The organism is Microlunatus ginsengisoli (assembly GCF_039537205.1).
Classification (GTDB): domain Bacteria; phylum Actinomycetota; class Actinomycetes; order Propionibacteriales; family Propionibacteriaceae; genus Microlunatus; species Microlunatus ginsengisoli.
Genome location: NZ_BAABAB010000050.1, coordinates 88,773 through 113,319 on the forward strand (window position 1 = coordinate 88,773; position 24,547 = coordinate 113,319).

The window sequence follows — 24,547 nt, forward strand, 5'->3', positions numbered from 1 at the left end:
ACTGAGCCATACGGCTCGGGCTCACTTGACCTTGACGGCCGACAGATCGAACGTGCTGAACGGCGTCATCTTGACGTCGGTCACCCGGTCGGACCAGCCGAAGGCGTTGGAGTAGCTCCACATCGGCATCGTCGGGAAGTCCTTGGCGAGGATCCCCTCGGCCTCCTGGTACTTCTGGTTGGCCTCGTCCGACGAGCTGGCCGCGGCGGCCTCGGCGAGCTTGGCGTCGAACTCCTTGTTGCTGTAGCCGGTGTCGTTCGAGCCGGCGCCGGTGCCGTAGATCGGGGCCAGGAAGTTCTCGATCGACGGGTAGTCCATCTGCCAGCCGGAGCGGAACAGACCACTGACCTCGCGCTTGCCGATCGCGGTGCGCAGCGCCGCGAACGTCGGGTAGACCTTGGTCACGCAGTCGAGCCCGAGGGTGTTCTTGATCGAGTTGCAGGCGGCATCTGCCCACGGCTTGTGGCCACCGTCACCGTTCACCGCGATGGTGAGCGGGCCGTTCTTGTAGCCGCCGGCCTCGGCGTAGAGCTTCTTGGCCTGGTCCGGGTTGTACTTGCAGTTGTCGCCGCAGGCGCCGGCCTTGAAGCCGTCGACCACCGGGGAGACCCAGCCGTCCAGCGGCGGGCGGGTGCCGTTGAAGATCTGCTTGTTGATCAGGTCCCGGTCGATGGCCATCGAGACGGCCTCTCGCATCCGGATGTCCTTCCAGTTCGGATCGATCGGCGAGAACGAGTTCACCGCGATCACGCCGGTGTCGCGGATGCCGTTGCGATCCGGCAGTTCCTGCTTGTAGAGGTCGCCGGTCATCCGGTCGGTCGGGATCAGGTCGGTGATGTCGAGGTTGTTCGCCACGACGTCGTTGTATCCGGCGCTGCCGTCGTCGTTGTAGATCCGGAAGGTGACCTTGTCGACGTTCGGCTTGTTCTTGCCCGAGTAGTCGGCAAACTTGCTCAGCACCATCTCGGTGTCGGAGATGCTGTCGACCTTGAACGGGCCGGCGCCGATCGGCTTCTGGGCGAACGCCTTCGGATCCTTGAAGAACGAGTCCGGCAGCGGCGCGAACACGGTGTAGCCGAGCCGGACCGGGAGGTTCGAGACCTTCTCCGAGGTCTTGATGGTGAAGGTGTGATCGTCGACCACCTTCAGCCCGCTCATCGTCTTGGCCTTCGGCGGCTTGTTCTTGCAGTCGGAGTCGCCCTCGGCGGTGGTGCCGCACTGGACGTCGGTGTAGCCCTCGAACGGGGTGAAGAAGTACGCGTTCAGGTTGCCGTTCGGCCCGTACGCGGCCCAGTTCCAGGCGTCGACGAAGCTCTTCGCCGTGACCTCGGTGCCGTCCTGGAACTTGTAGCCGGGGTTCAGCTTGACCGTGAAGTTCTGGTTGTCGGTGGTATCGATCGACTGCGCGATATCCAGCTCGGGAGCGGCGGTATCCGCGTTGTAGTGGATCAGCTTGGCATCGACCGCGTCCAGGACGTTGCCGCCGCAGACCTCGTTCGTGTTGGCCGGGATCAGCGGGTTCTGCGGGGTGCAGCTCCGGATCGAGATCTCCCCGCCGGTGCCGCCACCGCTGCTCTCCGTGCCGGGCGACTCACCGCCACCGCCACCGCAGGCCGACGCCACGAGGGCGAGCGGTGCGATGGCGGAGACGATCATGAGGCGAGTCTTTCCTCGCATAGATTTCTCCTCCTCCAGGGACAGAACCGCCCGGATCCGGGCGACACTGATACCGCACTCTATGTGCGCGGAACCTCAACAGTTCTAGGACATCAAAGTAAAAACCTCAAGTCCTCGCGGCGAAGAAGGCAAACGCGCAACATGATTGTGACCTGAGAGTAGTTTGTCCTGTCTTTAAGGGTTACCCTACGCAGGCCAGCGGGATCGAGCAGTCAACGCTCGACGCAGTTCGTCGGTTCCATCGGCGATCGAACGTCGGATCGGCGCCGCCAGATCGGGCCGTGACAAGGCAGTTTCGGCTAGCCCCAACGCCTGCGCCGAGGCGTCGATCGGGAACGTCAGCATCGAGGCGCGGCCGAGCGCCCAGCCGGTCCGGAACGTCGCAGTCTCTCCGATCTCGGCGAAGTAACGCCGCACGTACGGCTCGGTCACGGACTGCTGCCAGGGCAGGAAGAAGCCCTCCGCGGTGGCGTAGACCTCGTATGCGCTCAGTTCCGACGGCCGGGTCAGGATCTGCCAGGCCGCTTCCTTGGCGGCGGGGTCCGGCCGGCCGGCCCTGGCCCGGGCCGCGTGCACCTGGGCCGAGGCCGAGCGGTCGGCCGTCAGCACCCGATCGATGATGTCGGGGTCGCCGCCGAGCATGGCGATCCGCTCCGTGACGGCCCAGATCAACTCCGGATCCAGCCTGATGCCCGGCGGCAGGTCCGCCCCGGCCAGCCAGGCGTTCAGTTCGCCAAGATCCTCGCTGCTGGCGATCGTGGCCCGGAAGCCGACCAGCTGCCGGTCCGAGCCCGCCCCGGCCGCGAGCAGCACCGCCCGGGCGGTCGCATGGACGCTCGCCAGGCGGGCGGCCCGCGCGGCGGCCGGGGCGTAGCGACCGGCCAGCGATTCTCGGGCGAACCGGAGCATGGCCGCGACCACGACGTCCGCCGGCTCGCCCGCGATCGAGGAGCACACGACGTCCAGCGCGGTGGCGGGGTCGAGCTCGGCGTCGCGCACCGCGTCCCGGATCGCGTTGTAGACGACCACCCGTGTCGCCGCCGGCGGACGACCCGAGAGAACGCTCGGCAGCAGGGCCCAGGCGTCCTCGCCGAACCGGATCTTGGCCCAGGTATCGTCCCCGGCGTCGGGGACCAGCAGCGCGGACCGCGGCAGGTGGATGGTCTCCGGCGACGTACCGAGCCGGATGGCGGCGCGGCCCTGCTCGGCGCCGTACGGATCGAAGCCGGCGACCTCGATCGCGTGCGTGCGGTCCGCACCGGAACCGGCCGGCGGCACGCGCCGGACGACGGCGACCTCGCCGGCCGCCGACGCGGGGCCCTGCTCCGCAGCCCGCTCGACCAGGATGGTGTCCATCCCGGACGTCCGCAACCACTGCGCGGCCCACTCGTCCAACCCGACCGCGCCGGCGTCGGTCCAGGCGCCGAGCAGGTCGGCCAGTTCCGCGTTCGCGAACGCATGGGTCTCGAAGTAGTGCCGCAGCCCGGACAGGAACACCTCGTCGGACACGAAGGCGACCAGCTGCTTGAGCAGGGCCGCTCCCTTGGCGTAGGAGATGCCGTCGAAGTCCTGCAACGCGGACTCCGCGTCGACCGACCCGTTGCCGGCGACCGGGTGCGTCGACGGGCTCTGGTCGGCCGCGCTCCCCCACGACTTCCGGACGATGCCGAACTCGGTCCACAGCGGGTATCGGGTGACCTCGGTACAGCAGCGGTGCGCCATGTACTCCGCGAACGACTCGTTCAGCCACAGGTCGTCCCACCAGCGCATGGTGACCAGGTCGCCGAACCACTGGTGGGCCATCTCGTGCGCGATCACCCCGGCCCTGCTGGCCCGCTCGGCCTCGGTCGCCCGGGCCCGGAAGACGAACGTGTCCCGAAACGTCACGCAGCCGGGGTTCTCCATCGCGCCCGCGTTGAAATCCGGCACGAAGGCCTGGTGGTAGTCCCCGAACGGGTAGCGGATGCCGAAGGTGCGGTGGTAGTAGTCGAAGCACTCCTTGGTGACCGCGAACATGTCCGCGGCCTCCGCCTCCAGATGCTCCCCGAGCGACGCCCGGACGTGCAGTCCGAGCCGGATCGGCTCGCCCTCGCCGTCGACATAGGTGTCGTGCACCGACAGGTAGGGACCGGCGACCAGGGTGACGAAGTACGTCGAGAGCGGATGGGGCGAGCGGATCCGCCACCGCCCCGGCGAGATCCGCCGGGACGGTCCGTTGCCGAGCACCGTCCAGTCCTCGGGTGCGCGGACCTCGAAGGTGTACGGCGACTTCAGGTCCGGCTGGTCGAAGCAGGCGAACCAGCGCGGGCCGGCGTCCAGGAACGACATCGCGTACAGGTAGGTCTGCTTGTCCGCCGGGTCGACATGGCGGTGCAGGCCCTCGCCGTCGCTGGAGTACGCCATCAGACCGCTGATCACCAGCGTGTTCTGCGACTCCAGCCCGCTCAGCGGGAGCCGGCCCCGGCGCCAGCCGGCGAGATCGACAAGACGTCCGTTCAAGGTCGCCGACCACAACTCGACACCCTTGAAGTCGACGAACGTGGACTCGCCCGGCTCGGTGCAGTCGAAGGAGATCGTGGTGGTCGAGGTGAACGACGCCGGCTCGGTCAGATCGAGCTCGACCGTGGTGTCGCGGACCGTCAGCAGCCGCGCGCGCCGCTCTGCCTCCGTGCGCAGCAGGCTCGTGTGGGTGGGACTTCCGGAGGCGGCAGAAGGCACATCGGCGAGCCTATGCCCGCGGCCGAGCGGCCGGCGCCCGAGCCTGCCCGAGTGCTAGCTCGTCGCCTCCATCCAGGGCATCGGGCCGTCCGGGATCAGCCGATAGAGGTCGAACAGCACCGCGGCTTCGACCCCGATCGCGGGACCGCTGCTGTTGGCGAACCAGGTGAGGAAGGGCGCCACGTCGAACGCGGCCCCGCCCAGGCCGGACGTGTACTCGGCGTGCGCCTCCAGCGAGGTGATGCCCCGGGCGAGCGGTTCGCCCGTCACGTCCACGCCGTGGCTGGGCCGGTCGCTGCCGACGACCGCAACGAAGCGCACCCCGCCCCACGGTTGGAGCCCCTCGTCCAGCAGCTCGGGGAAGATCCACCGGTTGCCCGCGTCCCGCGCGGCATCGAGCGCGGCCAGCCCGACCGCCCGATGATCGGCCTGGTTGCTGAACCTGCCGCCGGCGCCCCGGACGTCGAAGGCGCCGGTGACCATGATCTCCGGCCGGTGTCGGCGGATCACCCGGGCGATGTCGCGGCGCAGTGCGAGGGTGAGCTCCACGACGCCGTCGGTGTAGTCGAGGAACTCCACCACGTCCACGCCCACCCTTGCCGCGCCGTTGCGCTCCTCCTGCTCGCGCATCGGGGCAGCCTGCTCCGGCGGAATCGCGTCGATCCCGGCCTCACCGCGGGTAGCCAGCAGATAGGTCACCGTCTTGCCCATCGCGGTCCAGCGGGCGACGGCCGATGCCGCGCCGTATTCGATGTCGTCGGGGTGGGCCGCCACACACAGTGCACGGTCCCAGTCCTCGGGTAGCAGCGGCAGACGCTCGGGCACGAAGCCTCCTCGGTGGACAGCGGCACCGACTCTAGGGCAAACGGTCGTCTCGGACACGGCTTCGGCGGCAAGCCGGCCGCGATCCGTCCCGGTGCTTCACACCCCTGGCTGCTGCCCCACACCCTCTGCCCGGGGTGTGCGGCGCCAGTCCGGGGTGTGAAGCGCCAGTCCGGGGTGTGAAGCAGTGCGAGTCTGAAGCAGTGCGGGGTGTGAAGGTGCCATGGGCGGCGGGGTGGTTCGATGACGGCAGGGAGGTCGGTGTGACGATCACGGTGCGCACGCTGGGCGACGACGACGCCGAGGCGTCGCTGCGGCTCGGCTGGGAGGCGTTCGGCGACCCGGCGACACCACCGACGCAGCCCGCGGCCGAGTCGGTGCGCCGGCCGGGACGTACGTTCGTCGGCGCATTCGACGGCGACCGGCTGGCGGCTCGGATGGCCTGGCGCGACTACAACTCGTGGTTCGGCGGACGGCTGGTGCGGACCGCCGGCATCGCCAGCGTGACGGTGGCCGCGGAGGATCGCGGCCGCGGCCTGCTCACTCCGCTGTTCGCCGAGACCCTGGCCGCGGCCCGCGCGGCCGGCGCCGCGATCTCGACGCTGTTCCCGTCGGCGGCCGGGATCTATCGACGGTTCGGCTACGAGCTGGTCTCCGACTACGTCACCGTGTCCCTGCCGACCTGGGCGCTGGCCAGGGTGGCCGGCTCGTCGAACGTACGGACCCGCCGGGCCGGGCCCGCGGACGTACCCGCGATCCGCGGCGTCTACGACACCTGGGCAGCCGCACAGAACGGCCCGCTGTCGCGCCGGGGGGCCTCGTTCCCGACCGACGACGAGGGACTGATCGCGGCCTTCACCGGGATCACGGTCGCCGTCGACGGCGAGGACGCGATCTGTGGCTACGCCTCCTGGAACCGGGGTCGTGGCTACGGTCCGGAGGCCGTGCTGGAGGTCAGCGATCTGCTGGCCCTGACCGCCGACGGCTATCGCGCGCTGCTCGCGGCTATCGGCAGCTTCGGCTCGGTCACCCCCACGACCAGGATCGACACCTCCGGCGCCGACGTCGCCCGGCTGATGCTGCCGGTCAGCGAGTGGAAGGTCACCAGCTCCGACCCGTACATGCTGATGGTGCTGGACGTCGCCGCCGCGCTGAGCGGGCGGGACTACCCGCCCGGGATGGTCGCCGACCTGGCCTTCGCGGTGGCCGGCCACCCGCTGCCCGCGATCGACGGAACGTACGCCCTCCGGGTCGCCGACGGCACGGCGACCTGCGAGCCGACCGGCGGCGGCACGAACCGGCTACTCAGCCCGCGCGGCCTCGCGCTGTTGTACGCCGGCGTCCAGACCTGCGCGAACCTCCGCTTCGCCGGCCTGCTGACCGGCGGCGACCCGGCCGACGACCAGGTCTGGGACAGCCTGTTCGCCGGCCGTCCGGTGCACATCCGGGACTACTTCTGAGGGCGTACCCCGGCTCGGCGAGCCCGATCAGATCGGCAAGCGGCTCAGACGTTGAAGCGGAACTCGACCACGTCGCCATCGGCCATGACGTAGTCCTTGCCCTCGAGCCGGACCTTTCCCTTCGACCGGGCGGCGACCATCGAACCGGCCGCGACCAGGTCCTCGAAGGAGATCACCTCGGCCTTGATGAAGCCCTTCTGGAAGTCGGTATGGATCACCCCGGCCGCCTCCGGGGCGGTCGCTCCCTTGGGGATGGTCCAGGCCCGGGACTCCTTCGGGCCGGCGGTCAGATAGGTCTGCAGGCCGAGGGTGTCGAAACCCACCCGGGCGAGCACGTCCAGCCCGGGCTCCTCGACGTCCATCTCGGCGAGGAACTCGCGCGCCTCGTCGGGCTCCATCTCGACCAGCTCGGACTCGATCTTGGCGTCCAGGAAGATCGCCTCGGCCGGTGCCACGATCGTCCGCAGCCGGTCCTTGAGATCGTCGTCGGCGAGCTCGTCGGAGTCACAGTTGAAGACGTAGAGAAAGGGCTTGGCGGTGAGCAGGAACAGCTCCCGCAGCGGTTCGCGGTCCAGCCCGGCCGCGAAGACCGTACGTCCGCTGTCCAGCACCTCCTGCGCCTGTTGCACCGCGGCCAGGGTGGCCTGCTTGTCCTTGTTCATCCGGGCCTCCTTCTCGAGCCGCGGGAGCGCCCGCTCCACGGTCTGGAGATCGGCCAGGATCAGTTCGGTGTTGATCGTCTCGATGTCGTTCCCCGGATTCACCCGGCCGTCGACATGAGTCACGTCGGCGTCGGTGAACACCCTGGTCACCTGGCAGATCGCGTCCGCCTCACGGATGTGGGACAAGAAGGCGTTGCCCATCCCCTCGCCCTTGCTGGCGCCACGGACGATGCCCGCGATGTCGACGAAGCTGACCGTGGCCGGCACCGTCCGCTCGGAGTGGAACAGCTCGGCCAGCACCCCGAGCCGGGCGTCCGGCACCCCTACCACGCCCACGTTCGGCTCGATCGTCGCGAACGGGTAGTTGGCCGCCAGGACGTCGTTGCGGGTGAGCGCGTTGAAGAGGGTCGACTTGCCCGCGTTGGGTAGGCCGACGATGCCGATGGTGAGAGCCACGAGGGGGAAGCCTATCCGGCACCGCGACAGGGGTTCACCGATCGAGGGCTCGGCCGGATCGTGCGGCACGAGCTCGCCTCGCTGCGCAGGCGGGGGTTTGCGCCTGGGGCACATCGGGGGAACTCGGGCGCCGAAAACCCCGCCACGGCCGGAAGCTCGGCCCGGCACCAGGCCGGGGGACCCGCAAAACCCCGCCGCGGCCGGAAACTCGGGCCAGAAACAGCCCCCAGAACCCACAAAACCCAGCCAAGGCCGGAAACTCGGCCAGATACAGCCCCCAGAACCACAAAACCCCGCCGCGGCCGGAAACTCGGCCCGGCACCAGTCCCCCGGACCCGCAAAACCCCGCCACGGCCGGATTTTGCGGCGAGCGCGCAGGTGCGGGCCGCGAGGCGCCGAGCCGCTACGCGGTGATCAGGCCCCGGCGAGGAAGGCGGCGGCCCCCCGGGCGAGTGCGAGCGGGTCGGCGGTCCCGGCCAGCTCGCGCGCGGAATGCATGGACAGCAGCGGGAGACCGACGTCCACGGTCCGGATCCCGAGCCGGGTCGCGGTGATCGGACCGATCGTGGAGCCGCACGGGATGGCGTTGTTGGACACGAACTCCTGGGTGTCGACGCCGGCGGTCCGGCAGGCCCGGCGCCAGAGCGCTGCCCCGACCGCGTCGGTGGCGTAGCGCTGGTTCGCGTTCAGCTTGAGCAGCGGGCCACCACCGAGCAGCGGGTGGTTGGCCGGGTCGTGCCGGCCGGCGTAGTTCGGGTGGACCGCGTGACCGGCGTCGATCGACAGGCAGACCGACCCGGCGAGCGCGCGCCGCCGCTCGTCCGGCCCGGCGCCGAGCGCGTACGAGATCCGGCCGAGGACGTCGGCGAGGAACGGCCCGGCCGCCCCGGACCGGGTCTCGCTGCCCACCTCCTCGTGGTCGAAAGCAGCCAGCACGGTGATCGCCCCGGCGGCCGGCGCCTCGATCAACGCGGACAGCCCCGCGTGCACGCCGCTCAGGTTGTCCAGCCGGGCGGAGGCGAGGAACTCCTGGCCGGTGCCGAAGATCGCCGGCGCGGCGGTGTCGAACGCGACCACATCCCAGCCGGCCACGTCGTCGGCCACGACGCCGACGGTCTCGGCGAGGTGGCTCAGGATCCGCAGGTCGCGACGATCCACGCCCCAGACCGGCGACAGGTGTTGTTGCTTGTCGAGCTTGAGGCCCTCGTCGTTGACGCCCCGGTCGAGATGGATGGCGAGCTGCGGGATCCGCATGATCGCCTCCGTCCGGACCAGCCGGTGCTCGCCCGAGATCAGCACCAGCCGGCCGGCCAGCCCGAGCTCGCGGTCCAGCCACGAGTTCAGCAGCGGGCCGCCGTAGACCTCGACACCGAGCTGCTGCCAGCCCGCATTGGCCAGGTCCGGTCGCGGCTTCAGCTTGAAGGTCGGCGAGTCGGTGTGTGCGCCGACGATCCGGAACGGGGTGGTCGGGGCGGCGTCGGCCGGCAACCGCCAAGCGATCACCGCACCGTCGCGCACCACGAAACCCGAGCCCGCGGCCCACGGATCGACCTCTCGCTGCTGGACGAATCCGGCTCCGGCCAACCGCCGGGACAGCTCCGCCGCGGCGTGGTACGGCGAGGGGGACGCGCCGACGAAATCACAGAGATCGTGCGCGTGGTCGAGGGCGTCGGTCATGGTCCTCACGCTATCCGCGCCCCGGCCGGCGGAACCGAGGCCGGCGCTCGACCCTGATTTCTGCACGCCAGTGGCGGTGAAAGGCCCTGCACCGGCCCTCCGATGGCGGCTCGGGGGACGAAATCAGGGCCGCACGACACGCCCCGCGGTCGCGTGCGAGGAATTGTCCGGGCCCTTGGGCAGACTCGCCGGCATGGATGCACTGACCGTGATCGCCCTCGTCGTCGGCGTGCTGCTCGGCCTCGGGCTGGGCACCGTCGTCGGGATCGTGGTCACCCGGTCGCGCGGCGACGTCCGGGACGCCGAGCGCGCGGGCTCGCTCGCGCAGGCCCGCGCCGACGTCGCGCAGGCTCGCTCCGACGCGGCCGCGGCCCGCTCCGAGGCCTCCCGGGTCCAGGCGGACGCGGCCCGGGCCCAGACCGAGGTGGCCCGGGCGCAGACCGACGTGGCCAGATCACAGGCGGAGGCGGCGCGCGCCGGGGAGCTGGTCGCGCAGGCACAGGTCGAGGCCGCCCAGGCCCAGGCCGAGGCCGCCGAGGTGGGTGCTCAGCTCGCCACCGCGCTCGCCCAGCGCGACGCCGCCTGCCAGCGAGTGTCGGAGGCGGCCGCCGACCGCGAGTCGATGGTCAACCAGTTCAAGGTGCTCGCCGCGGAGACCGCCGAGCGGCAGGGCAAGTCCGTCGACGCGACAGCAGACGCACGGTTCCGCGCGACCGAGCAGCTGATGGTGCCGGTCCGCGCCAGCCTGGAAGCGTTCAACGCCCGGCTGGCCGAGGTCGAGAAGGAACGAGTGGCGATGGCCACCGACCTGCGCAACCAGGTCCAGTCGGTGCAGCTGACCGGCGAGCAGCTCCGCCGGGAGACGAACGCGCTGACCACCGCCCTGCGCAAGCCGCACATCCGGGGTGCGTGGGGCGAGACGCAGCTCCGCCGGGTGGCCGAGCTGGCCGGCATGCTGGATCGCTGCGACTTCGACCTGCAGCACACGATGACCGCGCAAGACGCCACCCTGCGGCCCGACATGCGAGTCAATCTGGCCGAGGGCAAGCACGTCTTCGTCGACTCCAAGGTCCCGCTGAGCGCGTTCCTGGATGCCGCCGAGGCCACCGACGAGCGGGCCCAGTCGGAGGCGCTGGCCCGCTACGCCAAGAACGTCCGGACCCACGTCGACCAGCTGTCGTCCAAGCAGTACTGGCAGGCCGCGGACAGCCCCGAGTTCGTGGTGCTGTTCCTGCCCAGCGAGGCGTTCTTCGCCGCGGCGCTGGACCAGCTCCCCGATCTGTACGAGGTCGCCGCGCAGCGCAACGTCGTGATCGCGACGCCGACCACCCTGATCGCGATGCTGCGCGCGGTGGCCTACGGCTGGAAGCAGGCGGCGCTGGCCGAGAGCGCGGCCGAGGTGTTCCGGCTGGGCCGCGAGCTGTACGGCCGGCTCGGCCTGATGGGCAACCGGTTCGACAAGCTGGGCCGGGCGCTGCGGACCTCGGTGAACGCGTACAACGAGACCATCGCCACGGTGGAGGGCACCGTGCTGGTCAGCGCGCGCCGGTTCCGGGACCTGAAGGTCAGCGACACCGAGCTGGCCGGGCTGACCAGCGTCGACGACCCCGTCCGGCAGATCCAGGCCGCCGAGCTAGTCGAGGACGCGATCCGGATCGAGCCCATGGTGGGCCGGACGCCGCGGCGGACGCGGCCGCACTCCGCCATGCCCGAGGCCGATGAGCTCGTCCGGGGCGACCCCGACCTGCTCGCGCTGGTCGACGAGGCCGAGCCTGCGAAGCCGGCCACGGAACGCCGGGCCTCCTCCTGACGGCCCGGCGGAGTCGCCGATCAGAGCAAGGCCTGCAACCGCCTCTTCTTCCGGTTCTCCCGGACGATCCACCCGACATCGGGGTCGGGCGAACCGGCGAGCGCGTCGAAAGCCGGCAGACCTGCCGCCGGGTCAGCGGCGACGGCGACGCTCCAGCAATAGCCCAGCGCCTGCCGCAGGGTGCGTACGTCCGGCTCGCGCCGCCGCGCGGCCGGCAGCGCGGCGAGGAAGTCCGTCGCGACCCGGCAGGTTCGGAGTGCGGCCGTGGTCGACGCCGAGTCCCTCAGCAGCCGCGGTTCGCAGACCGTGGCGATCGCGGCCCGGACCGTCAGCGGATCCTCGCTGCCGGCCCACGTCTCGACCAGCGCCAGCATCTGCGCCGGGTCCTCGTCGCCGATCCGCTGACCGGCCATCGCCACCGCCTCGCGCACCCGCCAGGAGGCGTCCCTCGCCCGCACGGCCAGCAGCGAACGTACGCCCTCGTCGTCCGATGCGGCGAGCAGCAGCCGGCCGAGCGCCGCGGTTCCGCAGCTGCGCAGGTATTCGTCCTCGTCTTCGGCCAGCCGGCGGATCAGCGCCGCGGAGGCGATGTCGCCGAACGCGGTCAGCAGCTCTAGGTCCGCCCGCGGCCCGGGCAGTCCTGAGTGCTCGATCAGGTAGCCGGGGATCGCGGCCTCCGGCAGCGCCCGCAAGATTGCCCGGCAGCGCTCCCGTTTGCCGGGCTGCCGCCTGGTCGCCGCCATCGGATCAGTCGTTGATCGCGCCCTTGCGGAGGTCCCGGCGCAGCTCCGGCGGCAGCGCGAAGACCAGCGACTCCTCGGTCAGCCGTTCCTCGGTCGCACCCGGGAAACCACGGGTGACCAGGAAGTCGAGCACCCCGTGCACCAGGTCGTCGGGCACCGACGCACCGCTGGTGACGCCGACGTTGTCCACGCCGTCCAGCCAGGCGTCGTCGATCTCGCCGGCGTTGTCGACCCGATAGGCCGCCTTGGCCCCCGCCTCCAGCGCGACCTCGACCAGCCGGACGGAGTTCGAGGAGTTCGCCGAGCCGACCACGATGACCAGGTCGGAGTGCCGGGCGATCTGCTTGATGGCGGCCTGCCGGTTCGACGTGGCGTAGCAGATGTCGTCACTCGGCGGATCGATCAGCAGCGGGAACTTCTGCCGCAACCGGCTGACCGTCTCCAGCGTCTCGTCGACGCTGAGCGTGGTCTGGCTGAGCCAGGCCACCCGGGACGGATCCCGCACCTCCAGTGCGTCCACGTCCTCGGGCCGCTCGACCAGGGTGATGTGCTCGGGCGCCTCGCCGCTGGTGCCTTCGACCTCTTCGTGGCCGGCGTGGCCGATCAGCAGGATGTCGACGTCGTCGCGGGCGAACCGCTTCGCCTCGTGGTGCACCTTGGTGACCAGCGGGCAGGTCGCGTCGATCGCCTTGAGGCGGCGGTCGGCCGCCTCGGCGTGCACCGCTGGCGAGACGCCATGTGCGGAGAACACCACGGTCGCGCCCGCGGGCACGGCGTCGAGCTCGTCGACGAAGATCGCGCCGCGCGCCTCCAGGTCCTCCACTACGTGCCGGTTGTGCACGATCTGCTTACGGACATAGATCGGCGGCCCGTAGGTGTCGAGCGCCTTTTCCACCGTGATCACCGCCCGGTCGACGCCGGCACAGTAGCCGCGCGGGGCGGCGACCACCACGGACTTCGTGCTGTGGTCCTGCGCGGCGCGGGCCGATGTCGGGGTGGTGCTCATGGTCGCCAGTGTATGGGCGGCCGTGCTGTCCGGAGCCTTGTCTAGTGTGTGACCCGTGCCGCTGGAGTCCTCCCCGGAGCACCCGCAACCGCTGCGGGTGATCACGTCCGCGGTCCGCGGCTGGGTGGACCGGCTGGGTGCCGTCTGGGTGGAGGCCCAGCTGATCGAGCTGAACCGGCGCTCGGCGAGCAAGATCGTGTTCCTGACCCTGCGCGACCCGCTGGCGAACGTGTCCGTGTCCGCCTCCATCTCCCCGATGACCCTGGACGTCGCCGGGCCGGTGAGCGAGGGCGCGCGGGTGGTCGCCCGGCTGAAACCGACGTACTTCGAGCAGAACGGCAGGCTCAGCTACGTCTGCGACGCGATCACGCCGGTCGGCGAGGGACGCTTGCTGGCCCGGCTGGAGCAGACCAAGCGGTTGCTGCAGGCCGAGGGCCTGTTCGACCCGGCCCGCAAGCGCCGGCTGCCGCTGCTCCCCCGCCGGGTCGGCCTGATCACGGCGGCCAACAGTGCCGCGGAGCGCGACGTGGTCGAGAACGCGAGGCGGCGCTGGCCGGGTGTCGTGCTGGAGACCCGGTACGTCCTGGTCCAGGGCCAGCAGTCCGCCGAGCAGGTGATCGGCGGGCTCCGCGAGCTGGACGCCCACCCCGCCGTGGAGGTGATCGTGATCGCCCGCGGCGGCGGCTCGGTCGAGGACCTGCTGCCGTTCTCCGACGAGGGCCTGATCCGCGCCGTCGCGGCCTGCCGGACCCCGGTGGTCAGCGCGATCGGGCACGAGACCGACACCCCGATCCTCGACCTCGTCGCCGACGTACGGGCCTCGACACCGACCGACGCGGCGAAGCGGGTCGTGCCGGACGTCGCCGAGGAAGCGCAGCGGCTCAGTCAGGCACGGACGCGGCTGGACGGCGCGATCCGCGGCCTGGTGCGCCGCCACCAGGACCAGCTGACGGCGCTGCGCAGCCGACCGGTGCTCGCCGATCCGCGCGCCTCGCTGAACCCGCGCTTCGAGCAGCTGGCGTCGCTGCGTGACCGCAGCAGGCGGGCGCTGACCCACCGGCTCGACCGGGAGGGGACCGGGCTGGAGCACACCATCGCCCGGGTGCGGGCGATGTCGCCGAAGGCGACGCTCGAACGGGGCTACGCCATCGTGGTGGACGCCGACGGCCGAGCGATCACGACCGTCGGCGGCGTCGCGACGGGCGAGGAGATCCGGGCCTATCTGGCCGACGGGCAGCTGGTGGCGACCACCGTCGGCGTGCTGCCGGGATCGATCGGCGGCGAGACCGAGGAGAACGATGACCGAGCCTGACGGCGCGACGCCGGAGCCGAGCTACGAGGCCGCACGCGACGAGCTGGTCTCGATCGTGCAGCGGCTGGAGTCCGGCGGGGCCCCGCTGGACGAGGCGCTGGCGCTGTGGGAGCGCGGCGAGGTGCTGGCGGCGATCTGCCAGCGCTGGCTGGACGGCGCCCGGGCCAAGATCGACGCGGCGCGTCCCGGCGCGGATCCGGACAGCGCCCCGGGCTGACCGGGTTGACCAGGCCGGTCGAGCCACCGGTGCCGGCTCGGCCCGCGTGTGATCGAGCCCACGGAATAATTCCGGAGTTTGAGAGATCCGTCACTGACGTGCCACGGAATTATGACTACGTTGTCATCCATGAAGCCACTTGTGATTCGAAGCGCAGTCGTGGCAGCCGTCGGAGGCCTGATCTTTGGCTTTGACACCGCTGTCATCTCGGGCGCAGAAGAGCAGATCCAACAAGCGTTTGGCCTGAGCGATGCCATGCTCGGGTTCACCGTCACCACGGCCCTCATCGGCACCATCATCGGTGCCCTGATCGCCGGCAAACCCGCCGACCGTTATGGCCGCAAGAAGGTCCTCTACGTCATCGGCATCCTGTACGTCATCGGTGCGATCGGCTCCGCCCTCGCCCCGACCGCCGAGACTCTGATGGTCTTCAGGTTCATCGGCGGGTTGGGTGTGGGCGCATCGAGCGTGTGTGCACCGATCTACACCGCGGAGGTCGCGCCCCCGGCCAACCGAGGCAAGCTGGTCGGGTTGGTCCAGTTCAACATCGTGCTCGGCATCCTGGTGGCGTACGCGTCCAACGCCGTCATCCGCTCGATCGTCACCGAGGACCACGCCTGGCGCTGGATGCTCGGCGTGATGGTGGTGCCGGCCGCGATCTTCCTGCTGTTGCTGCCGACCGTGCCGGAGACGCCGCGCTGGCTCGCGGCCGACGGCCAGTGGGACGCCGCCGAGAAGACCAGCCGCCGGCTGTGCACCACCCCGGAGGAGGCCGACGCTCAGATGGCCGAGATCCATTCCTCGCTCGAGGCCGCGGAGAACGCGCCGAGCGTCCCGTTCTTCACCCGGGGCCACGCGAAGGTCATCCTGCTGGCCGTCGCGATCGCCTTCTTCAACCAGATGTCCGGCATCAACGCGATCCTCTACTACGCCCCCCGGGTGATGCAGGAGGCCGGCGCGAGCGCGAACGCGGCCTACCTGATGAGCGTCGCGGTGGGCGCGGTGAACCTGATCGCCACCATGCTGGCGCTGACCGTGATCGACAAGCTGGGCCGTCGCAAGCTGATGATCATCGGCTCGATCGGCTACCTGATCTCGCTCGGCTTCCTCACCGGTCTGATGTTCTACTACGAGAAGGTCCTCGGCGGTGCGTTCAGCAGCACCTCCTCGGTGCTCGTGCTGATCGGCCTGATGGTCTTCATCGCCGCCCACGCCTTCGGCCAGGGCTCGGTCATCTGGGTGTTCATCTCCGAGATCTTCCCGAACCGGATCCGCGGTCGTGGCCAGTCGCTGGGCAGCCTGACCCACTGGGTCTTCGCCGCCATCACCTCGTTCATCTTCCCGCCGATCATCGGCGCCTTCGGCGGCGGCGCGGCGTTCAGCATCTTCTTCATCGCGATGATCGGTCAGCTGATCTGGGTGCTGAAGGTGATGCCGGAGACGAAGGGCGTGCCGCTGGAGGAGATGGAGGCCAAGCTCGGTCTGACCCACGACCCTCGTGACACCGTCGACCCGCTCGCCGCGCGGGGCCACTGATGTCGACGTCATCGATATCGGCGTCACGTCCGGCCGCGCACCTGCTGAGCCTGGGTGAGGCGCTGATCGACGTCGTGATCGGACTCGGCAGCGCGGAGGAACACGTCGGCGGCAGCCTGCTCAACGTCGCGGTCGGGGCCGCGACGTTGGGCCGGCCGACGAGCATCGCGTCCTGGTGGGGCAAGGACGAGCGAGGTGACCGGCTCGCCGCCTGGGCGGACAGCGCGGGAGTCGAGATCGTGCCCGGGACGAACTGGGCCGATCGCACCTCCGTCGCCTTTGCCGACCTCGACGAGCACGGCCGGGCCCGCTACGAGTTCGACCTCGACTGGCAGGTGCCGGTGATCGAGGACCTGTCGCGCCACGGCCACGTGCACACCGGCAGCATCGCGGCCACGCTCGAGCCGGGCGGCTCGCAGGTGGTCGAGCTGGTCACCCGGGCGAAGACGCACGCCACCATCTCCTACGACCCGAACATCCGGCCGTCGGTGATGAGCTCACCGGCGGCGGTCCGGGACCGGATCGAGAACCTCGTCGGCCTCTCGGACCTGGTGAAGGCCAGCGACGAAGACCTCGGCTGGCTCTATCCGGACGAGCCCGTCGAGGAGGTCATGCGACGGTGGGTCCGGTCCGGGCCGGCGATGGTGGTGGTGACCCGCGGACCGTGGGGCGCGCACGCCGCGCTGGCGAGCGATCGCGACATGCTGCACGTCGACCAGCTGACGGTCCCGGTGGTCGACACGGTCGGCGCCGGTGACTCGTTCATGGCCGGCCTGGTCTCTGGGTTGCTCGACAGCGGCCTGCTCGGGTCGCTCGAGGCGGGTCGACGGCTCCGCGAGGCGGGCTGGGCGGCCGTCCAGCCGGCGCTGCACCGGGCCGTGGTGACGAGCGCGCTGACGGTCAGCCACGCGGGCGCGTACGCACCCACCATCGCCGAGGTGGAGGCGGTCCGGCAGGCCGATCCGCGGCTTCGCTGACGCGCTAAGGGGAAGGGCCGCACCGGCCCTTCCCCTTTCCGCACCGGCCCTTCCTCTTTCCGCACCGCTGGGCGCGAGCCCCGCGGCCACGCCTCGCAGGGGTCAGGCAGCGGACTCGTCGTCGCGGGGGCAGAACCGCCGGCGATACTCCACCGGCGCGAGGCCGATCTGGCGCCGGAAGTGTTCACGCAGCACGACGGCCGAGTTGAAGCCCACCCGAACGGCGATCTGCTCCACGGACAGATCCGACTCCTCCAGCAGCGCACGGGCCGCGAGCACGCGCTGCTGGATCAACCACTTGTGCGGGGTCGTCCCGGTCTCGGCGGTGAACCGCCGGGCGAACGTCCGCTCGCTCATCATCGCGCGCCGCGCCATCGACGAGGCCGTGTGCTGGTCGTCGAGATGCTCGACCACGTGCGCCAGCAGCGGCGCGAGACTGTCGGCGGTGCTTTGCGGGATCGGCACCTCGACGAACTGCTGCTGGCCGCCGTCGCGCTGCGGCGGGACGACCATCCGGCGGGCGATCTTGGTGGCCACCGCGGTGCCCAGCTCGCGCCGGACGAAATGCAGGCAGGCATCGATCCCGGCCGCGGTTCCGGCGCTGGTGATGATCTGGCCGTCGTCGACGTACAGCACGCGGGGGTCGACGATCGCCGCCGGGAACCGCTCGGCCATGGCGTCGGCATACATCCAGTGCGTCGTGCTGCGCCGGCCGTCCAACAGCCCGGCCGCGCCGAGGATGAACGACCCCGAGCACAGCGTCAGCAGGGTCGCGCCGTTGTCGTATGCGGCCCGGAGCGCGTCGATCACCTCGACCGGATAGTCCGGCCGCGGCAGGGTCGGAGCGATCACCACCAGGTCGCTGTCCGGCACCACGTCGAGGCCGTCGCTCGCCACGATCGTGAACGCCGAGCGGTTCTTGGTCTCCAACGGGACACCCGGGTTGATCGCGCAGACGTGGAAGTCGAAGTCCGGCACGCCGTCGTCGCGGCGATCCAGCCCGAAGACCTCGACCGCGACCCCGAACTCGAAGACGGCGACGGGCTCGATCAGAACGACGCTGACGCTGCGGAGTGCCATGCCCGCCATCCTAGATGGCAGGTTTCTTGCGCACAACGTCACCTTTGCCAGTAGTGGCGCGAATCAATCGGGAGAATGATTTCTGCCATGAGCGGATTCATGACCTTCCTGCTGATCGTCGGCCTGCTGATCGTCGTACTGGAGTTCAGCCGGCGCCGTCACGGCCTGTACGTCGGCCCACACGGCCGAGACCTCTCGGCGGACCGCGATCGCGATCGCGTGCTGCACGACCTGCGGGCGCGTCGCGAGGACTGAGCCGGGCAGCCCGGCCCGTGTAGGTCGCGAACCCTACGACGAGCGCAGAGTCGCGGCGTACGCGTCCAGGTCCTCGTACCCGACATCGCCGGCCACCACGGTGGTGACCTCGGGACCGACCAGCACCAGCGACCGCGTCCGGCCGTCGGCACTGACCCGGCGTTCCCAGGTCTGACCCCCGATCTCGCTGGTCCCGTCAGCGTGCCCCTTGCGGGTGGCCGCGTCGACCATCGCGTCGGTCTCGGCGTCGCCCTGGTAGAGCCCGATATAGGTGTCGGTCGGGTCGAGGAAGCCCAGCGTCCAGGAATTGCGTGGTGACGGCTCGTCATCCAGGCCGGCCTCGCCGGTCTTCACCCAGGTCGCCCGAGTGGCTCGCCAGTCCGCCGGCAGCCCGGTCGGCGCCAGCACCGGATAGGACGCCTGCGAGCGCGCCTGGGCGAGCACCGGCTGGTAGTCCACCACGGCCACCGGATGGTCGCCCAGACTGCGGGTGAAGAAGAAGGTGATGATCAGCAGCGGGATGATGATCACGGCGAGCGAGCGGATCATGTCGCCGGCGGATGCGTCCCTGGTGCTGCTGCGTGCCACCCACCCATCGTTCCACGTCCGAGCCGGCGCTCGATGCCATCATCGCTGCGTGACCGACGTCGAGGAACTGCGCGTGCTGGCGCGTGCCGACAGCCCGCGCGGTGAGGTGGTGCTGCGCCGGCGGCTGCTGACCGGCGCCTGCGAGGTGGACGAGCTGATCGTGAACGGGACCTTCGCGATGGACTCGGCCGAGACCTCGACCGAGCGCGCGCTGGCCCGGACGCTGCCCCGTCCGGGCGCGGAGGTGCTGGTCGGCGGGCTCGGACTCGGCTTCACCGCCGCGGAGCTGCTGCGCCTCGGCGCCGGCCGGGTGGAGGTCGTGGAGATCGAGGGCTGCCTGGTGTCCTGGGCCCGGGCCGGCGTCACCGGCACGCTGGCCGCCGTGGCGACCGACCCGCGGGTCCGGCTCACGATCGCCGACATCGCCGACGTACTGCGCACCGAGGACGACCGCCGCTGGGACGCGATCGTGCTGGACGTCGACAACGGCCCCGACTTCCTGATCCACGAGGCGAACGCGCGGGTCTACTCCGCCGAACTGCTGGCGGCGGCCGCCGACCGGCTCCGTCCCGGCGGCGTCCTGGCGGTGTGGTGCCAGGGACCGGCGCCCGCTCTCGCCCTCACCCTCGCCGGTCTCGGCGGCGCGGTCCGCGAAGAGCTGACGGAGGTCGTACGGCAGGGGCGGCAGTTCACGTACGCCATCTACATCCTGACCCGCTGACCCACCCCTCCTCCCGGACCCTCGCCCCACCCCTCCTCGCGGACCCTCGCCCCACCCCTCCTCGCGGACCCTCGCCCCGCCCGCCTCCCCGGGAAACTGTGCGCGTCTTGCAGCGACACGCCGACCGGCACTGCCGGACCGGCACAGTTTCCGGTCCGGGTTGCCGCGTCCGAGGTACGCGAGGAGGGCGGTCCGGCGCGCATACCCGGGCGTAGTCCAGAATGTGGCCCATGGCCGACGACTTCCGGATCGAGCACGACACGATGGGTGAGGTTCGCGTCCCCGCGGCCGCGCTCTACAAGGCCCAGACCCAACGAGCCGTGGAGAACTTCCCGATCTCGGGCGTACCGATCGACCCGGCGCTGATCGCGGCCCTCGGGCTGATCAAGGGCGCCGCCGCGCAGACGAACGAGAAGCTCGGTGTGCTCAGCGCCGAGCGGGCCGAGGCCATCGTCCGGGCGGCCGGCGAGGTCGCCTCCGGCGCGCACGACGATCAGTTCCCGATCGACGTGTTCCAGACCGGTTCGGGCACCTCGTCGAACATGAACACCAACGAGGTGATCGCGACCCTGGCCAGCGGATTCGCCGGCGATGCGATCCACCCGAACGACCACGTCAACGCGTCCCAGTCCAGCAACGACGTCTTCCCCAGCGCGATCCACATCGCCGCGACCAAGAGCCTGGTCGAGGACCTGATCCCGGCCCTTCGACACCTGCAGCAAAGCCTGCAGGGCAAGGCCGACGAGTTCACCGAGGTGGTCAAGAGCGGGCGTACGCACCTGATGGACGCCACGCCGGTCACGCTGGGCCAGGAGTTCGGCGGGTACGCGGCCGCGATCGGCTACGGCGTCGAGCGGGTCGAGGCAGCCCTCCCCAGGGTCGCCGAGCTTCCGCTCGGCGGCACCGCGGTCGGCACCGGGATCAACACCCCGGCCGGCTTCGCCGCGTCGGTGATCGGGATCATCGCGGACCAGACCGGCCTGCCGCTGACCGAGGCGCGCAACCACTTCGAGGCCCAGGGGGCGCGCGACGGGCTGGTCGAGGCGTCCGGCGCGCTGCGGACCATCGCGGTCAGCCTGAACAAGATCGCCAACGACCTGCGCTGGATGGGCTCCGGGCCGCGCGCCGGGCTCGGCGAGATCGCGCTGCCCGATCTGCAGCCGGGATCCTCCATCATGCCGGGCAAGGTGAACCCGGTGATCTGCGAGGCCACCACGATGGTCGCCGCCCAGGTGATCGGCAACGACGCAGCGGTGGCCTTCTCGGGCGCGAGCGGGGCGTTCGAGCTGAACGTGATGCTGCCCGTGATGGCGCGCAACGTGCTCGAGTCGATCCGGCTGATCGCGAACGTCAGCCGGCTGCTGGCCGACCGCTGCGTCGCCGGCATCGTCGCCAACGTCGACCACTGCCGGACCCTGGCCGAGTCGTCACCGTCGATCGTCACGCCGCTGAACCGCTACATCGGCTATGAGAACGCGGCCGCGGTGGCCAAGAAGGCGCTCAAGGAGAACAAGACGATCCGGCAGGTGGTCGTCGAGTCCGGCTTCGTCGACGACGGCAAGCTGACCGAGGAGCAGCTGGACGCGGCTCTCGACGTGCTGGCGATGACCCGGCCGCCGGCCTGACCCGGCCGGTTCAGGCGCTCATCGCGCTCGGGAACCGGGTCTGGAAGTCCAGAACACGGACCGACTCGGGTGTGAGCGCGATGCGGGCCATCGGTCGCCCGCGCATCTGGGACACCCAGGTGGCGGCAGCCTCCGGTCCGAAGTAGCGTTCCGCCGCGGCCACGTACTCCGGCCCGACGTCGGGGAGGATCTCGACGGTCACCTCGCCACGGATCATCAGCACGTCCCACGGAAACGCGTTGGAGTCGATGGTCACTGCAACGGACGGATCGGCTTGCAGCGCCTTGATCTTCGGCGCACTCGGCGGCGTGCCGAAATACACGCGGATGCCGTCCCAGTGAAACCAGATCGGCACGACGCGGGGCGTCCCGTCCGTCCAGCTGTACGCCAGCCGGGCCGGATTCGTGGAGGCGAGCAGCCGCTCCGCCACCGGATCGCTCAACAACTCCAGACCGTGACCCATCGCGACCTCCCGAGCACCCGCGCCACACCGCGCGTTACTCCGGAACGTACTCGCGGGGTGCGCACGGGCACCAGGTGATTTTCGCGCTAGTCAGCCGACTGACGCGATTCGGGCGCTCGATCGCCGAACCGGGCCGATTTCAGCCCCGCTCTCGGATCGAGCGCCCGATTTGCGTCAGTACCAGCCGTGCGAGCTCTTGAAGCTCCAGGCGCCACACGGGCTGCCGTAGGTGCTCTTCATGTACTGGATCCCCCAGATGATCTGGGTCGCGGGGTTGGTCCGCCAGTCCGAGCCGACCGAGGCCATCTTGTTGCCCGGCAGCGCCTGCGGGATGCCGTAGGCTCCCGAGCTCGCGTTCGTCGCGTTGATGTCCCACATCGACTCGCGCATGATGATGTTGTTGAAGCAGCTGAACTGGCCGGCGCCGTACCCGTACTTGTTCTTCAGGATCTGCTTCGCGATCGTCTTCGGATTCGTGGTGCCGGGTTCGTAACCGAGCTTCTTGATCCGGGCGATCCGCGCCTTCTCGGCCGCGATCTTCTTCTTGCGAGCCGCCTCGGCCTTCTTCTTCAGCGCCACCTCGCGAGCCACGATCGCCTGCTGCTGCTTGGCCAGCGCGACCTCGCGGCGCTGTTGGGAGGCGCTGAGCTGGGTCGCGCTCGCGGCGAGCGCGGCGCGCTGGGTGTCACGCGAAGTGCCCTCGTCGCCGCGAACCGCGTCCTGAACGGCCTTGACCGGGCTCGGGACGGATACGTCCGCCGTTCCCTCGGCAAGCGCGACACTGGTCTGCGTCGGACCGCTGACGAGGCCGCCGGCCACCACGAGGGCGGTCAGGAGCAGAACCCCGGCTCCGACGATGGCGTGAAGGAAGATGCGTCGCACACCGGCGACACTGCCACACAGTCGTTATCAAAACGAAATCAAACTGAGACCAGTCCGATACTGGTCTTCCGTTGACACGGCCGGAGGTGGTGAACCTCACAGCCGCCGCCTCTCCTCCCGGAAACTGTGCGTGTCTTGCACCGACACGCCGATCGGGACTGCAAGACCTGCACAGTTTCCGGAGACGCCGGCGGCCAGGCCACCATCGCTATAGCGAGATGTCCTCGAGCAGATCGGTGACCAGGGCGGCGATCGGCGAGCGCTCGGAGCGGTGCAGCGTGACGTGAGCGAACAGCGGATGCCCCTTCAACTTCTCCACCACGGCGACCACACCGTCATGGCGGCCGACTCGGAGATTGTCGCGCTGGGCGACATCATGGGTGAGCACCACCCGGGAGTCCTGGCCGATCCGGCTCAGCACGGTGAGCAGCACGTTGCGCTCCAGCGACTGGGCCTCGTCCACGATCACGAACGCGTCGTGCAGCGAGCGGCCGCGGATGTGGGTCAGCGGCAGCACCTCGAGCATCCCGCGCTCCATGATCTCCTCGATCACCACCTTCGAGGTGACCGCGCCGAGGGTGTCGAAAACCGCCTGGGCCCACGGCGCCATCTTCTCGCCCTCGGTGCCGGGCAGGTAGCCGAGCTCCTGGCCGCCCACCGCATACAGCGGCCGGAACACCACGACCTTGCTGTGCTGGCGGCGTTCCATCACCGCCTCCAGACCCGCGCACAGCGCCAGCGCCGACTTGCCGGTGCCGGCCCGACCGCCGAGCGAGACGATCCCGACGCTCGGGTCGAGCAACAGGTCGAGGGCGACCCGCTGCTCGGCCGACCGGCCGTGGATGCCGAACGCGTCCCGCTCGGACTTGATCAGCCGCAACTCCTTGGCCGGGGTGACCCGGGCCAGCGCGGTGTGCGAGCCGCTCAGCAGCACCACACCCGTGTGGCAGGGCAGGTCCCGGGCGCCGTCGCAGTCCAGGAACCCGGTCTCGTACAAGGTGTCGATCTGGTCGGTGGCGACCTCCAGCTCGGCCATCCCGGTCCAGCCCGACTCGACGGCCAGCTCGGCGCGATACTCCTCCGCGGTCAGCCCGACCGCCGATGCCTTGACCCGCATCGGCAGGTCTTTGGAGACCAGCGTGACGTAGCGACCCTCAGCCGCGAAGTTGAGCGCCACGGCGAGGATCCTCGAGTCGTTGTCGCCGAGCCGGAAGCCCGCCGGCAGCACCGCCGGATCGGTGTGATTCAGCTCGACGTGGACCGTTCCGCCGATCTCGTTGACCGGCACCGGCGCATCCAGCCGGCCGTACGCGATCCGCAGATCGTCCAGATGGCGCAGCGCGGTGCGGGCGAAGTAGCCCAACTCCGGGTGATGGCGCTTCGCCTCGAGCTCGGTGATGACGACGACCGGCAGCACGATGTCGTGCTCGGCGAACCGGCGCAGAGCGTGCGGATCGCTGAGCAGGACCGACGTGTCCACGACGTACGTCCGACGCGTCTCGGACGTCTGGGAGTCGGCAGGGCTGGCGGCGGCGAGTGCAGACGACACGTTCTGTCCTCTTCTGCGCGACCGTACGCCAGCTGCGTCCGGCCGCGCTGGCTAGCAGGTGGGCCGGGATGGTCTGCGGGCCGCCTCCACGAAGGAAAATGGCCCGCTGGGTCTGTCCGCCGGGCCGGAGGCCCGCTGAGCGTCAATCGGACGACGGTGCATCGATCGCCTCCCGTACGACCCGCGGAACTGCGGCTCGTAGGTCCGACGCTACGTCGTTCGGGGGCCAGCTCGGACCAGCTGAGCGCTGGCGTGTCCGATGATTCATCAGATCGTCACACCGCGGATACAGGGCACCGTTCGCCCGGTGA

The 24,547-nt window shown here is 70.3% G+C and carries 21 protein-coding genes; 9 read left to right on the forward strand and 12 right to left on the reverse strand.

Annotated elements, in window-relative coordinates; all coding sequences use genetic code 11:
- Positions 1-21 precede the first annotated feature (21 nt).
- From ABD747_RS23750 to ABD747_RS23760, 3 genes are all read right to left on the reverse strand, one after another.
- The gene (locus ABD747_RS23750) at positions 22-1,677 is read right to left on the reverse strand and encodes a peptide ABC transporter substrate-binding protein (protein WP_344809366.1); all 1,656 of its coding nucleotides are present in this window, start codon (positions 1,675-1,677) and stop codon (positions 22-24) included.
- 186 nt (positions 1,678-1,863) lie between these two features.
- Positions 1,864-4,395 carry an aminopeptidase N gene (gene pepN, locus ABD747_RS23755; RefSeq protein ID WP_344809368.1) on the reverse strand — a complete coding sequence of 844 codons (2,532 nt, stop codon included), beginning with the start codon at positions 4,393-4,395 and terminating at the stop codon, positions 1,864-1,866.
- A 54-nt stretch (positions 4,396-4,449) separates the two neighbouring features.
- The gene (locus ABD747_RS23760) at positions 4,450-5,220 is read right to left on the reverse strand and encodes a PIG-L deacetylase family protein (protein ID WP_344809369.1); all 771 of its coding nucleotides are present in this window, start codon (positions 5,218-5,220) and stop codon (positions 4,450-4,452) included.
- 260 nt (positions 5,221-5,480) lie between these two features.
- Between ABD747_RS23760 and ABD747_RS23765 the strand changes: the two genes are divergently transcribed.
- Complete coding sequence (locus ABD747_RS23765; protein ID WP_344809370.1) at positions 5,481-6,677, forward strand: GNAT family N-acetyltransferase; 1,197 nt, start codon at positions 5,481-5,483, stop codon at positions 6,675-6,677.
- Positions 6,678-6,721: 44 nt separating this feature from the next.
- Here the strand turns inward: ABD747_RS23765 and ychF are convergent, their stop codons facing one another.
- Positions 6,722-7,795 carry a redox-regulated ATPase YchF gene (gene ychF / locus ABD747_RS23770; RefSeq protein WP_344809372.1) on the reverse strand — a complete coding sequence of 358 codons (1,074 nt, stop codon included), beginning with the start codon at positions 7,793-7,795 and terminating at the stop codon, positions 6,722-6,724.
- Positions 7,796-8,209: 414 nt separating this feature from the next.
- Positions 8,210-9,472 (reverse strand): M18 family aminopeptidase, encoded by a 1,263-nt coding sequence (locus tag ABD747_RS23775; RefSeq protein WP_344809374.1) that lies wholly within the window; start codon positions 9,470-9,472, stop codon positions 8,210-8,212.
- 193 nt (positions 9,473-9,665) lie between these two features.
- Here ABD747_RS23775 and ABD747_RS23780 point away from each other — a divergent pair, with 193 nt between their 5' ends.
- Positions 9,666-11,282 (forward strand): DNA recombination protein RmuC, encoded by a 1,617-nt coding sequence (locus ABD747_RS23780; protein WP_344809376.1) that lies wholly within the window; start codon positions 9,666-9,668, stop codon positions 11,280-11,282.
- Positions 11,283-11,302: 20 nt separating this feature from the next.
- On the opposite strand, the gene ABD747_RS23785 is transcribed toward ABD747_RS23780, so the two are convergent.
- Positions 11,303-12,025: a HEAT repeat domain-containing protein gene (locus ABD747_RS23785; protein WP_344809378.1), complete on the reverse strand. Its 723-nt coding sequence runs from the start codon at positions 12,023-12,025 to the stop codon at positions 11,303-11,305.
- A gap of 4 nt (positions 12,026-12,029) precedes the next feature.
- Positions 12,030-13,031 (reverse strand): 4-hydroxy-3-methylbut-2-enyl diphosphate reductase, encoded by a 1,002-nt coding sequence (locus ABD747_RS23790; RefSeq protein ID WP_344809380.1) that lies wholly within the window; start codon positions 13,029-13,031, stop codon positions 12,030-12,032.
- 55 nt (positions 13,032-13,086) lie between these two features.
- On the opposite strand from ABD747_RS23790, the gene xseA reads away from it, so the two are divergent.
- The 4 genes from xseA to ABD747_RS23810 all read left to right on the forward strand — a co-directional run bounded on the left by xseA (position 13,087) and on the right by ABD747_RS23810 (position 17,073).
- Positions 13,087-14,343, forward strand: a complete 1,257-nt coding sequence (xseA, locus tag ABD747_RS23795; protein WP_344809382.1) for an exodeoxyribonuclease VII large subunit — start codon at positions 13,087-13,089, stop codon at positions 14,341-14,343.
- Positions 14,330-14,560 carry an exodeoxyribonuclease VII small subunit gene (locus ABD747_RS23800; RefSeq protein WP_344809384.1) on the forward strand — a complete coding sequence of 77 codons (231 nt, stop codon included), beginning with the start codon at positions 14,330-14,332 and terminating at the stop codon, positions 14,558-14,560. Before xseA ends, ABD747_RS23800 begins: the two co-directional genes overlap by 14 nt.
- 111 nt (positions 14,561-14,671) lie before the next feature.
- Positions 14,672-16,096 (forward strand): sugar porter family MFS transporter, encoded by a 1,425-nt coding sequence (locus ABD747_RS23805; protein WP_344809386.1) that lies wholly within the window; start codon positions 14,672-14,674, stop codon positions 16,094-16,096.
- Entirely contained in the window at positions 16,096-17,073 is a 978-nt protein-coding gene (locus ABD747_RS23810; RefSeq protein WP_344809388.1) for a PfkB family carbohydrate kinase, read from the forward strand. Before ABD747_RS23805 ends, ABD747_RS23810 begins: the two co-directional genes overlap by 1 nt.
- Before the next feature lie 102 nt (positions 17,074-17,175).
- On the opposite strand, the gene ABD747_RS23815 is transcribed toward ABD747_RS23810, so the two are convergent.
- On the reverse strand, positions 17,176-18,153 hold the full coding sequence (locus ABD747_RS23815) for a helix-turn-helix domain-containing protein (protein WP_344809390.1): 978 nt from the start codon (positions 18,151-18,153) through the stop codon (positions 17,176-17,178).
- A gap of 87 nt (positions 18,154-18,240) precedes the next feature.
- Here ABD747_RS23815 and ABD747_RS23820 point away from each other — a divergent pair, with 87 nt between their 5' ends.
- The gene (locus tag ABD747_RS23820; protein WP_344809392.1) at positions 18,241-18,408 is read left to right on the forward strand and encodes a hypothetical protein; all 168 of its coding nucleotides are present in this window, start codon (positions 18,241-18,243) and stop codon (positions 18,406-18,408) included.
- Positions 18,409-18,441: 33 nt separating this feature from the next.
- Here ABD747_RS23820 and ABD747_RS23825 read toward each other — a convergent pair whose 3' ends face one another.
- Positions 18,442-18,996 carry a DUF4245 domain-containing protein gene (locus ABD747_RS23825; protein ID WP_344809394.1) on the reverse strand — a complete coding sequence of 185 codons (555 nt, stop codon included), beginning with the start codon at positions 18,994-18,996 and terminating at the stop codon, positions 18,442-18,444.
- Positions 18,997-19,045: 49 nt separating this feature from the next.
- Here ABD747_RS23825 and ABD747_RS23830 point away from each other — a divergent pair, with 49 nt between their 5' ends.
- Positions 19,046-19,717, forward strand: a complete 672-nt coding sequence (locus ABD747_RS23830) for a spermidine synthase (RefSeq protein WP_344809396.1) — start codon at positions 19,046-19,048, stop codon at positions 19,715-19,717.
- A gap of 230 nt (positions 19,718-19,947) precedes the next feature.
- Entirely contained in the window at positions 19,948-21,342 is a 1,395-nt protein-coding gene (locus ABD747_RS23835) for a class II fumarate hydratase (RefSeq protein ID WP_344809398.1), read from the forward strand.
- A gap of 10 nt (positions 21,343-21,352) precedes the next feature.
- Here the strand turns inward: ABD747_RS23835 and ABD747_RS23840 are convergent, their stop codons facing one another.
- The 3 genes from ABD747_RS23840 to ABD747_RS23850 form a co-directional block, all read right to left on the reverse strand.
- Complete coding sequence (locus ABD747_RS23840; RefSeq protein ID WP_344809400.1) at positions 21,353-21,805, reverse strand: pyridoxamine 5'-phosphate oxidase family protein; 453 nt, start codon at positions 21,803-21,805, stop codon at positions 21,353-21,355.
- A 174-nt stretch (positions 21,806-21,979) separates the two neighbouring features.
- The gene (locus ABD747_RS23845; RefSeq protein WP_344809402.1) at positions 21,980-22,687 is read right to left on the reverse strand and encodes an aggregation-promoting factor C-terminal-like domain-containing protein; all 708 of its coding nucleotides are present in this window, start codon (positions 22,685-22,687) and stop codon (positions 21,980-21,982) included.
- A 208-nt stretch (positions 22,688-22,895) separates the two neighbouring features.
- The gene (locus ABD747_RS23850) at positions 22,896-24,236 is read right to left on the reverse strand and encodes a PhoH family protein (protein WP_344809404.1); all 1,341 of its coding nucleotides are present in this window, start codon (positions 24,234-24,236) and stop codon (positions 22,896-22,898) included.
- Between the last annotated feature and the right edge of the window lie 311 nt (positions 24,237-24,547).

Coding starts and splice junctions, on each gene's coding strand:
- ABD747_RS23750 (WP_344809366.1), bottom strand. CDS start 1,677: ATGCGAGGAAAGACTCGCCTCATGATCGTCTCCGCCATCGCACCGCTC.
- ABD747_RS23775 (WP_344809374.1), bottom strand. CDS start 9,472: ATGACCGACGCCCTCGACCACGCGCACGATCTCTGTGATTTCGTCGGC.
- ABD747_RS23780 (WP_344809376.1), top strand. CDS start 9,666: ATGGATGCACTGACCGTGATCGCCCTCGTCGTCGGCGTGCTGCTCGGC.
- ABD747_RS23785 (WP_344809378.1), bottom strand. CDS start 12,025: ATGGCGGCGACCAGGCGGCAGCCCGGCAAACGGGAGCGCTGCCGGGCA.
- ABD747_RS23790 (WP_344809380.1), bottom strand. CDS start 13,031: ATGAGCACCACCCCGACATCGGCCCGCGCCGCGCAGGACCACAGCACG.
- ABD747_RS23800 (WP_344809384.1), top strand. CDS start 14,330: ATGACCGAGCCTGACGGCGCGACGCCGGAGCCGAGCTACGAGGCCGCA.
- ABD747_RS23805 (WP_344809386.1), top strand. CDS start 14,672: ATGACTACGTTGTCATCCATGAAGCCACTTGTGATTCGAAGCGCAGTC.
- ABD747_RS23810 (WP_344809388.1), top strand. CDS start 16,096: ATGTCGACGTCATCGATATCGGCGTCACGTCCGGCCGCGCACCTGCTG.
- ABD747_RS23815 (WP_344809390.1), bottom strand. CDS start 18,153: ATGGCACTCCGCAGCGTCAGCGTCGTTCTGATCGAGCCCGTCGCCGTC.
- ABD747_RS23820 (WP_344809392.1), top strand. CDS start 18,241: ATGAGCGGATTCATGACCTTCCTGCTGATCGTCGGCCTGCTGATCGTC.
- ABD747_RS23835 (WP_344809398.1), top strand. CDS start 19,948: ATGGCCGACGACTTCCGGATCGAGCACGACACGATGGGTGAGGTTCGC.
- ABD747_RS23840 (WP_344809400.1), bottom strand. CDS start 21,805: ATGGGTCACGGTCTGGAGTTGTTGAGCGATCCGGTGGCGGAGCGGCTG.